We start from the raw sequence: 10628 nt of genomic DNA, 5'->3' as shown, positions 1-10628 counted from the left end.
CTACCGGCGGGTTCGGCACGGGCGGTTTCCGGCAAAAGGCTTGGCACGAGGCCGGAGCGCCGGTTTCGCGGCCGCGGCGGCCGCTTCGGGATCGGTTCAGTGGCTGTATCGCCCGCGGCGGGAACGGAAAAGGTTGCGTCCCTCCCCTGCGAGAATTCCCACCCGTACGGGCTAATTCTTCCGTTGCTGCGGAGGGAGCCGGGGTTTCAGGATGAGGCGCCCGCGAGGTGTCCGCAGATCGGCGGACGGAGTGGCTTGTGCTGCTTCGTCGCGGCGCGTCCAACCAGTGAGTGGGAAAACCGCTTGGCGCAGCGCGGAAACGGGACGATCTTCCGCTCCGGCGCGGTGCACTCCCGCAGAGGTACGTGAGGGTGGCCCTCACGTACCTCTCGATGCCGAAGCCGCGGGATTCTCCGCGTCGGCGAGGTTTTCCGCCAGCAGGCTGCCCTCCCGCAGCGGTCCGTGAAAGACTCCTTGAGGGAATCTGATTCCCCCAAGGAGTCCTTCACGGACCACTCGAGGTCGCGTCCGCGTGAATCGTTGTCCCGCTGCGGAATCTGCCCGGCCGGGCCAGCGTTTCCCGTGCGGTGCAAGAACTTTCCGGCGCGCGTCAGTCGCCGTTGTTGCGGTGGCGGTCCGCGGTCGCGCGGCCGTTGATCGGCTTCGGCTCGTCGTTCGGGCCGAGGCGTTTCACCAGCGCGGCCGCGCTCGCGGTGCCCGCCTGGTGTTCGGCGAGGGCGCGGGCGAGCAGTTCGGCGAGTCCGGCGTCCGGCGGCGGTTCGTCCTCCGCGATGGCTCGCGCGTAGCCCTCCGGGAACGGCTGCTCCGACGGCGTCCACGCGTCGATGTCGGACAGCGGGTCCAGCGCCGGCGGCATCCGCAGCCGCGGCAGCCAGGGCTCCTCGGCAGGCTCCGGTTCCTCCGGACGCGGCGCGGGGGCCAGCTCCGGCTTGTCCTTCGCCTTGTCCTTCGCCGCGGGTTCCGGTTCCGCCTCGGCGGATTCGGAACGTCCGGGCTCGTCGGCCCGGCGCCGTCCGCCGCCTCCGCCGCTCGCGGTGATGCCCAGCCGGTCCAGCACGGACTTCGCGGCGACCGAGCCGTGTTCGGCGTCGTGCCGGGTCTTGCGGCCGCGGGTGTCGCGGCGGGCCGCTTCCTCCTTGGCCCACTCGGCGCTTTCCCACAACGGCGCGGCGGGCTCGTCCGCGGGAGCCGGGGCGAGCGGAAGCTCCGGCAGGATGTCCGACAGATCCGGCATCCGCAGCGAGAACCGCGGCGCCTCCTCGGCCGGAGCCTGCGCTTCCGCCGCGCGCCGAGGAGTCTCGGGCCGCGTTTCAGCAGCCGCCCGCACCGGCTCCTCGGACTTCGTCTTCTCTTCCCGACGAGCGGGCGCGTCCTCCGCCGACCGACGCGCGGCAGGCGGCTTCTCCGGCCAGCGCACCGCCGTTTCCTCGGCAGGCTGCGCCGTCTCCGCCCGGCGACGACCCGGCGTGGCCTCAGCGACCTCGGCAGGCCGTGCCCCAGCGCTCTCGGCGACCTGCGCCGGACGTCCCGACGCCGCTCGCGAAGCCTCCGTCCGGCTGACCGGCTCCGCAGCCGCCCGCTTCCGCGGCGCGGGCGCGTCGGCGCTCTTCCGCCCGAACGGCCGCGCCCATCCCGGCAGCACCGGCGACTTGCGGTCCTCGGCCCGCCGCCGTCCGCCGGTCCGCGGAGCCTCCTCGGCCTCTTCCCGGATCGCCGGGAGCACCGAGGTCTGCTCGACCTCCGTCTCCGCCGCGGCCCGCCGGAACGACCACGCCGGCTTCTTCTCCGCCGCCTCGACCCACGCCGCGGCCGAAACCGGCGCCGCGGGCACCTCGACCTGCGCCGGAACGACCGGCAACGGAGCCGCGACCGGGTCCGGCCGCTCGGCGGGGACGTCCCGGATCGCCGGCATCACCGAGGTCTCCTCGGCCGCGACCCTCGGCTCGACCTCCATCGACACCGGGCGGCCGTCGCGCGGGGCGGATGCGGCGAGGACGTCGTCGAGGTCCATCGACGCGACCGACTCGGCGCCCAGCTCGCCCGCGATCAGCCCGCACGCCTGGCGCCGGGCCCGCGCGTGCACGTGTTCCGCGGCCCGCGCGCGGTGCAGGCATCCGATGGCCTCTTCCGCGCTGCCGAACCGTTCCTCGATCTGCGCCAGTTCCAGCCACAGCCGCGCGGTGACCGCCGCGAGCCCGTGCCGGTCGGTGGCCGCGACGGCCTCCCCCACCAGCTCGGCGGCGGCGTCACCGGCGCCGGAAGGCAGATGAATGCGCGTCGCCACCGCCAGCCGCAGCCACGCCGCGGGCGCGACCCCGGCGGCCCGGACCGGCTCCCGCAGCACGGGTTCGGCGATGTCGTAAGCCATGTCCGCGTCGCCGCGGTCGAGCAGCGTGCTGACCAGCTGCAGCACGAGCCGGATCCGGACGAGACCGCCGTCGTCGCCGGGCCGGTCCATCTTCTCCAGGAACCCGAGCCCGGTCCGCGCGGCGTCCGCGGCCGCGGTGAGGTCGCCGTGCCGGCGCCGGTGCGCCGCGGTCCCGTTGCGCAGCAACGCCCGCATCAGCAGCCGGTCGTCCGCGTCGAGCGAATCGTCGGCCACCAGCAGCCGGTCCGCCTCGACGAGCACGCGGTCCAGTTCCGCCTTGCGGCCGAACGGGGCGAGGCACCCGACGAGATGGCACAGCGCTTCCGCGCGCAGCGACGGCGGCACGTCCTCGGACAGCACCGGCCGCAGCGCGGCCAGCCCCATCAGCGGAACGCCGAGGCTGCGCGAGCACACCGCGAGGTCGACGCGCAGCCGCGCCGCCGTCGTGGCGTATCCGGCGTGCTCGGCCGCGCGCAAAGCCGCGACCGCGCGGCCGACCGTGGACGTCCGCGCCCCGGTCCGCACGCGCGCGGACACCACGAGCGCTTCCGCCCGGATCCAGTGCCCGTCCGCGCCCGCCGCCTCCGCGAGCGCGGCCGAGCGTTCGCCGAGGACCAGCGAAAGCTCGGGCGCCCGGAAGCGGAGCGATTCCGCCCGGTCGATGAGCCGACCGAGGTCGGCGAGGGTCCCGCCACTGGCAACGGCGGGCCGCCCGTCCGCGGTCGCGAACGGGCTGGGCCGGTTGTGCCTGCTGGTTTCCACTCGGGACCCCCGCGCCGGTCAGTCGCGCTTCAACTTGCGGTGGGTGACCCGGTGCGGACGAGCCGCTTCGGCGCCGAGGCGCTCGACCTTGTTCTTCTCGTAGCCCTCGAAGTTGCCCTCGAACCAGAACCACTTCGCCGGGTCCTCGTCGGTGCCTTCCCAGGCGAGGATGTGCGTCGCGACCCGGTCGAGGAACCACCGGTCGTGGGAGATCACGACGGCGCAGCCGGGGAACTGCTCGAGCGCGTTCTCCAGCGAGCCCAGCGTTTCGACGTCCAGGTCGTTCGTCGGCTCGTCCAGCAGGATCAGGTTCCCGCCCTCTTTGAGCGTCAGCGCGAGGTTGAGCCGGTTGCGCTCGCCGCCGGACAGCACGCCGGCCGGCTTCTGCTGGTCCGGGCCCTTGAAGCCGAACGCGCTCACGTAAGCGCGCGAGGGCATTTCGGTCTGCCCGACGTGGATGTAGTCGAGCTTGTCCGACACGACCTCCCACACGGTCTTCTTCGGGTCGATCCCGCCGCGGCTCTGGTCCACATAGGACAGTTTGACCGTCTCGCCGATCTTGACCGAGCCGCCGTCCGGCTCCTCGAGCCCGACGATGGTCTTGAACAGGGTGGTCTTGCCGACGCCGTTCGGGCCGATCACGCCGACGATGCCGTTGCGCGGCAGGTCGAAGGAGAGCCCGTCGATGAGGACCCGGTCGTCGAAGCCCTTGCGCAGCTTCTCGACCTCGACCACGACGCTGCCCAGCCGCGGGCCCGGCGGGATCTGGATCTCCTCGAAGTCGAGCTTGCGGTGCTTGTCCGCCTCCGCGGCCATCTCCTCGTAGCGGTCGAGCCGGGAACGGGACTTGGTCTGGCGCGCCTTGGCGTTGGACCGCACCCATTCCAGCTCGCTCTTGAGCCGCTTGGCCAGCTTGGCGTCCTTCTTGCCCTGGACCTCGAGCCGCTCGCGCTTCTTCTCCAGGTAGGTGGAGTAGTTGCCCTCGTAGCCGACGACGCGGCCGCGGTCGAGCTCCATGATCCACTCGGCGACGTTGTCCAGGAAGTACCGGTCGTGGGTGACGGCGAGGACGGCGCCCTTGTAGGTGGCCAGGAACTGCTCCAGCCACAGCACGCTTTCGGCGTCCAGGTGGTTGGTGGGCTCGTCGAGCAGCAGCAGGTCGGGCGCGGAGAGCAGCAGCTTGCACAGCGCGACGCGGCGGCGCTCGCCGCCGGAGAGGTGGGTGACCGGCTCGTCCGGCGGCGGGCAGCGCAGCGCGTCCATCGCCTGCTCGACGGTCGAGTCGAGCTCCCACGCGTCGGCGTGGTCCAGCTCCTCCTGGAGCTGGCCCATCTCCTCCATCAGCGCGTCGCTGTAGTCGGTCGCCATCAGCTCGGCGATCTCGTTGTAGCGGTCGAGCTTCTGCTTGGTCTCGCCGAGGCCCTCCTCGACGTTCTGCCGGACGGTCTTCTCCTCGTTCAGCTCCGGCTCCTGCATGAGGATGCCGACGCTCGCGCCCGGCTGCAGGAAAGCCTCGCCGTTGCTGGCCTGCTCGATCCCCGCCATGATCTTGAGAACGGTCGACTTGCCGGCGCCGTTCGGGCCCACGACGCCGATCTTGGCTCCGGGGTAGAACGCGGTGCTCACGTCGTCGAGGATCACCTTGTCCCCGACGGTCTTGCGCACCTTCTTCATGGTGTAGATGAACTCGGCCATGCCACCGATCGTAGAGTGGCTCCTCCGGCGGCCTGACGGCGGTTACCACCGCGCTACCGAGGGTCAGGTCGTCCTCACTCCGGCGATATCAAATCCGGGGAGTCATTCCGCCCGTTTGCCCTCGGCGAGGTTCTTCAGCATCGCGTTGTAGGCGGCGAGTTCTTCGCCGCCGGTGGTCTCCTCGCGCCGGTCGCGCCGCTTCGCCTCGCGCTCGTCCTGGCGGGCCCACTGCACCAGCAGCGCGATCAGCACGAGCAGCACCGGCACCTCGCCCGAAGCCCACGCGATGCCGCCGCCGAGGCGCTGGTCGGTCAGCAGGTCGCCGACCCACGGCAGCTTCAGCGCCGTGTAGAACTCGCGGCCGATCACGGTCTGCATGTTCATCAGGATCACGCCGAAGAACGCGTGGAACGGCATGGCGCCGAACATCATCCCGAGCTTCCCGATCGGCGGCAGCCGCCGCGGCGAAGGGTCGACGCCGATCACCGGCCAGTAGAAGACGTAGCCGACGAGCAGGAAGTGCGCGTTCATCGCCAGGTGCGCCCAGTGGTAGTTGAGCGCGCTGTCGAAGAGGCCGGAGAAGTACAGCGCGTAGAACGACCCGACGAAGAGCAGCAGGGCGACGATCGGGTTGGTCAGGAACCGCGAAACCGGCGAATGGACGGCGGCCAGCAGCCATTCGCGCGGTCCGGGAGGGGCTTCGCGGCCGGCCGGCGGGAGCGCGCGCAGGGCGAGCGTGACCGGACCGCCGAGCACCAGCAGGACCGGCGCGACCATCGACATCAGCATGTGCGTGCCCATGTGCACGCTGAACATCGCGGGCGCGTACCGGCCGATGCCCGACGAGGTGGCCAGCAGGATCACCAGGCAGCCGGCGAGCCACGCGACGGTCCGGCCGACCGGCCAGGTGTCGCCGCGCTTGCGCAGCCGCCGCACGCCGGCCAGGTAGAGCCCGGCGAGAACGATCGCGAGGGTGCCGTAGATCAGGTCGAACCGCCAGTCGGTGAGCAGCCGCCAGAACGTCGGCGGGCCCTGGAGGTCGTAGCCGATGAGGAGTTCGACAGTGCCCGGCTGGGTGACCGCGTCGGCCGGCGGCGGCGTGCGGGCGAGGCCGGAGGCGATGCCGATGGTGACGAACATGATCAGCACCTCGACGGCGGCGAGCCGCAGCAACTGGCTGCCGCCCTTGCCGTCGACGAGGTTGGCCACGCCGCGGCTGCGCTGCTGCTGGCCGAAGACGCCGAGCAGCAGCAGCGCGACGATCTTGGCGACGACGAGCAGGCCGTAGTCGGTGGTGAAGAGGTCGCCGAGGTTGATCCGGACCAGCGCGTTGACGATGCCGGACACCGCCATCACGACCCAGCAGACCAGCGCGAGCTTGGAGAACCGCTGCGCGGCGAGGCTGAGGTTCCTGCCGCGGCGCCAGCCGAGCGCGAGCACGGCGAGCAGCCCGCCGACCCACAGCGCGGCCGCGACGAGGTGGAACAGGAGGCTGTTGGTGGCCAGGTCGTGCGAGCCGCCGCTGGCCGAGTGCCCGGTGACCGCGACCGGGACGAGCCCGGCGACGGACAGGAAGAACAGCACCGCCGTCCAGCCCCAGCTGAGCACCAGGCGGCAGCCGAGGGCGAGCAGGATCGCGATCAGCGCCGTCCACAGCCACGCCTTGGGCTGTTCGATCGCGCCGACGAGGCTCAGCAGGGTGTCCGGGGACAGGACGTCGCCGAACGGCTTGCCCGCGCTGTCCGCGGCAGTGAAGGCGACGGACAGGATCGAGGCGGCGAACCATACCCACGCGGCGATCCCGGCGGTGCGGACCGCGGCGTACCCCTCGGGCGCGAGCGTGCCGGATTTCTGGGGCGGCACGAGGAAAGCGGCCAGCAGCAGCCCGCCGACGCACACGACCGACGCCGCTTCGGCGAGCACTCGGACGACCGTGACGCCATAACGGGTGACGAGCCCCGGGTCCGGCAGCCCGGCGATGACGTAGCCCGCGCCGCCGGTGAGCGCGACGAGCCCGACCGCGACGACCGCGCCGAGCACGACTCCGACCGAAAGCAGCGGGAGCACGCTCGTCTTGCGGCCGCGGTTCGGGGCGGGTTTCGTCACAGGTTCCGAGCTCACGGTACGAGAGTAGGCCGGTCGCGCACGCGGCGGTGCGCGGGGCGGGACGCTCGCCGGGTTTCGCGCCGGAACGCTCGCTTGCGGTGTTTGCGCTGGTCGAGGCGGGTTGCCGGACGGAATCCGGTGCACGGCAACGCTTTCCTCTATGCTCCGCCGATGACCAGCAGCCGTCGCCGCCGCCCGACGCTGGACGACGTCGCGGAGGCGGTCGGGGTGTCGCGCGCCACTGTGTCGAACGCCTACAACCGGCCTGACCAGCTGTCGGCGCAGTTGCGGGAGCAGATTCTGCGGGTGGCGGGTGAACTCGGTTACCCCGGCCCGAACCCGACCGCCCGCAGCCTCGCCACGAGCCGCACCGGCGCGATCGCTTTCCTGCTGGATTCGTCGCTGTCGGCGGCCTTCTCCGACCCCGCGCTGTCGATCACCCTGGACGCGCTCGCGAAAACCGTGGAACCCACCGGGAACGCGCTGTTGCTGCTGCCCGGCCGCGAGGCCCAGGAAGGCCCGCTCGCGTCGCGAGTGCTGGCCGCACAAGCGGATATCGCCGTGGCGTACTCCCTCGCCGACGGCACTCCCGCGCTGGAAGCCGTGCGGACCCGGGGTTTGCCGCTGGTGGTCATCGACCAGCCGCCCCTCCCCGACACGGCCCGAGTCGGCTGCGACGACCGCGGCGGCGCTTCGTTGGCCGCCCGCCATTTAGTGGAGCTAGGGCATCGCCGCTTCGGAATCCTGGCCGCCCCGCGCCTTTCCGCGGTGACCAGCCCTTTCCACGGCACCCGCGAACGCCTCGCCGGATACCTCGACACGCTGGCCGCCGCCGGAATCACCGACGTCACCATCACCGAGGCCCCCTGGCTCTCCGCCTCGACCGCCCGCGCCGCCGCGACGGACCTGCTCACCGCTTCCCTGCGTCCGACAGCCTTGCTGTGCATGTCCGACCAGCTGGCCTTCGCCGCGATCGCCGCCGCCCACCGGCTGGGCCTGCGGGTGCCTGCCGACATCTCGATCGTCGGCTTCGACGACACCCCGCAAGCCGCGTGGTCTGAACCACCCCTCACCACCGTGCGGCAAGACCTGGCAGGCAAGGGCCGGGTGGCCGGAGAACTGGTGATGGACCTCCTCGCCGCCGCCCCGGTTCCGCCGCCTGTCGAGCTACCGGTCTCGCTGGCCGTCCGGGAAAGCACGGCCGCGATTTAGCAAGACCGCTCGGCGATCTGTGGACAACTAGGTCTCGTCCGGGTGACGCGAAACTACTTGTCCACAGACGTAGGAATGCGGGCAGACAAATCGCGGGGAACCCGCCAAGGTGGAGACATGCCCGGTTTCCCGGGATACCCGCCGGCTCCTTCGCCCGGCATCGCTTCGATTGAGGGGGAGTTCCCACGATGTTCCGCCGTTTGCTGCCGTCCCTGCCGTTCCCCGGCCGCCGCTCCCGGCCCGCCGCCGCGTCCCGCCTGCCCGGGGTATTGCTGCTGGTCACCGCCGGTCTCCTGACCACTTCCGGCCTGGCCCAAGCCGCCCCGGCCGTTCCGCCCGCTCCCGCCTGCGGTGCGGGCGAGTTCTGCCTGTGGGACACCGAAACCTATTCCGGGGGCGTGCAGAGTTATGACCTGCGCACAGCAAATCCGGGTGATTGCATTCCCCTGCCCGAGGGATTCTCAGGCCATTCCTTCGTCAACCGGATGACCCGCGACGTCACCATCTACCAAGGAGCGGACTGTTCCACCGAAGGCGATTTCATCACCTATCCGGGCGGTGGCACGTACGTCCCGCAGTCCCCGTTCGCGGTGCGTGCCCTGAAAGTGTGGGAATAAGCCCCGCCCTCCCGAGACCGGGCCAGGCGAACGAGGCAGCTCCAGGCCGAGTCGACTCGCAGCCTTAGTGCCGCCTGTCCCGGGGGCCGCACCCCCGAGCGGCCCCAGGCCCGTGGGCGCGCAGCCCGGAACCATCGCGCCCACGGGCCCCTCGCCTCCCGCTCCCGGCCCCCGACCCGGGGGCGGGAGGCGAGGCTCCCTGTCCTCCACCGCGGCCCAGGAGGTTCGGTGCCGTTCGGGTGCAGGTCTGCTGTGCTCTGCGGCTGCCGCTGCTCTCAGCAGGACCCGCCTGTCGCCCGGACCTGGCAGCAACGTTCGCGCTCCGACCTGACGCCAGGATCCCCGCGCGGAACCTGACGGCAGGAGCTCACACACCGACCTGACGTGCGCGGACGTGATGCCCGAGTTCGTGCGCCCCCACCTGCCGAGCCGAGGTGGTCCAGCCCCGCTCGAACACCCTGGAGCCCCACCGCAACCGCCGAACCGCCCAATCGCCCCCGCTCGGGTCAGACGCCGTACATCACAAGATCGCCACAGTCTGCCCAGCCGCACCGCCCGCCCCCGAACCCCGTCCCGCCGCCCCGCTCAGGAGATCCAGGTGCACAAGCTGCACAAACCCCAGTCCAGCCGCAGCAGCGGGCCGCTCCCCCGCGCAGTGCGTACCGGAACCGTCGCACGCTGTGGCATTCCGCCCCCGAAGACCCGCAAATCCGACGAACGGAAGCTGAAACGATTCGACGGTGTCGAACGATCGAGAGATTGGCGATGACTAAGCTGCCCATGCTGGAGGTCAGCAGCTGTCAGCCACCCGGGCCCTCGTAGCTCAGCTGGATAGAGCAAGAGCCTTCTAATCTCTAGGTCGCAGGTTCGAGTCCTGCCGGGGGCACAAACGGCCTGGTCAGGGGAATCCCTGGCCAGGCCCGGCCGAAGGCCGGAAATCAGCCGGCCCATACCTTTGCCGGACGCGGTCGAAGCGCATCCGACGTCTCCGGCAAGGCATTGCCCCGAGTCGGCACTCCCGCCCGTCCAGAAGCACCCCGCCGCCACTCGGCATCACGACGCCTCAATCAGGTTGAGCCGCACTCGTGATCTTGCCCTCAGCCAGCTCACCCACGCCAGGAACCCCTATGTCCGACCGTCCCAGTCCCAGCCGGCGAACGCGGAACCGAGCAGCCCGAGTTCTCTTCGAGGAAGCGCGCCGCGCCGGGCTCGTCCAGCGAAACCTCCGCAAACTCCACTACCTCGCCCGTCACCCACGATCACTGACCGCGAGCACCCCGCGACCAGCCGCGAACCAGCGCGCCGCCGAGGTGCCGGACCAACCGACCAGACTACGCCGGTCACCCGGGCAACTCACCCTCGGCATCGATCGCGCCCGCCAGCCGATAACGCCGTCGTACCGACCGTCCACAAAGACCACCGCAACGGACGAAGCCGCCTAGCCGCCAACCACATTGGGCCAGCCCGCTCCGACGACAAGAGCCAGCTTCCCCGCTCTCGCATCAGCGGAGGCGAACGCGGGCATCCGCGCTCCTCGTACCCGAAGCCGCCCAGCGCGTAACAGGGCTGGATTGGCAATCGGGCTGGTCGAATCAGCGCATCGGGGCAACCAGAAGCCGGACGCCGCCGAGCGGAAGGCGTAACCGCTGGATCCCCTCCGGCCACGACATGGACAAGACAAGCTGAGCTTCCCGCCTGAGCCCGCGCAGAGGTCGAGTGCCGATCACGACGCCCCCTGGAGATGTCCGATCATCGCGGTGGCGAACTTCTTCGCGATGCTGCAGGGGTCCTTCTTGTTCGAACCCATGCTGATGTTCGGCAGGACCGAGACGGCGAGCTGGTCGGTG

Annotated in this window: 5 protein-coding genes and 1 tRNA gene; 3 read left to right on the top strand and 3 right to left on the bottom strand. The window is 71.1% G+C overall.

All coding sequences use genetic code 11. The features are described from left to right. Positions 1–610: 610 nt before the first annotated feature. The 3 genes from PUT80_RS24355 to PUT80_RS24345 all read right to left on the bottom strand — a co-directional run bounded on the left by PUT80_RS24355 (position 611) and on the right by PUT80_RS24345 (position 6967). On the bottom strand, positions 611–3151 hold the full coding sequence (locus PUT80_RS24355; RefSeq protein ID WP_275293612.1) for a hypothetical protein: 2541 nt from the start codon (positions 3149–3151) through the stop codon (positions 611–613). A gap of 18 nt (positions 3152–3169) precedes the next feature. Beyond that, positions 3170–4846: an energy-dependent translational throttle protein EttA gene (gene ettA / locus PUT80_RS24350; RefSeq protein ID WP_037814074.1), complete on the bottom strand. Its 1677-nt coding sequence runs from the start codon at positions 4844–4846 to the stop codon at positions 3170–3172. A gap of 102 nt (positions 4847–4948) precedes the next feature. Further along, positions 4949–6967, bottom strand: a complete 2019-nt coding sequence (locus PUT80_RS24345; protein ID WP_051729016.1) for a cytochrome c oxidase assembly protein — start codon at positions 6965–6967, stop codon at positions 4949–4951. A 156-nt stretch (positions 6968–7123) separates the two neighbouring features. Here PUT80_RS24345 and PUT80_RS24340 point away from each other — a divergent pair, with 156 nt between their 5' ends. The 3 genes from PUT80_RS24340 to PUT80_RS24330 all read left to right on the top strand — a co-directional run bounded on the left by PUT80_RS24340 (position 7124) and on the right by PUT80_RS24330 (position 9667). After that, positions 7124–8164, top strand: a complete 1041-nt coding sequence (locus PUT80_RS24340) for a LacI family DNA-binding transcriptional regulator (RefSeq protein ID WP_275293610.1) — start codon at positions 7124–7126, stop codon at positions 8162–8164. Between the two features lie 188 nt (positions 8165–8352). Next, positions 8353–8781: a peptidase inhibitor family I36 protein gene (locus PUT80_RS24335; protein WP_275293608.1), complete on the top strand. Its 429-nt coding sequence runs from the start codon at positions 8353–8355 to the stop codon at positions 8779–8781. 812 nt (positions 8782–9593) lie between these two features. After that, positions 9594–9667: transfer RNA gene (locus PUT80_RS24330), tRNA-Arg, on the top strand. Positions 9668–10628 lie beyond the last annotated feature (961 nt).

This window comes from Amycolatopsis sp. La24 (genome assembly GCF_029087445.1).
Lineage (GTDB): Bacteria > Actinomycetota > Actinomycetes > Mycobacteriales > Pseudonocardiaceae > Amycolatopsis > Amycolatopsis nivea.
The sequence above is the reverse complement of the archived record's forward strand: the minus strand, read 5'-3'. Positions and strand labels throughout refer to the sequence as shown.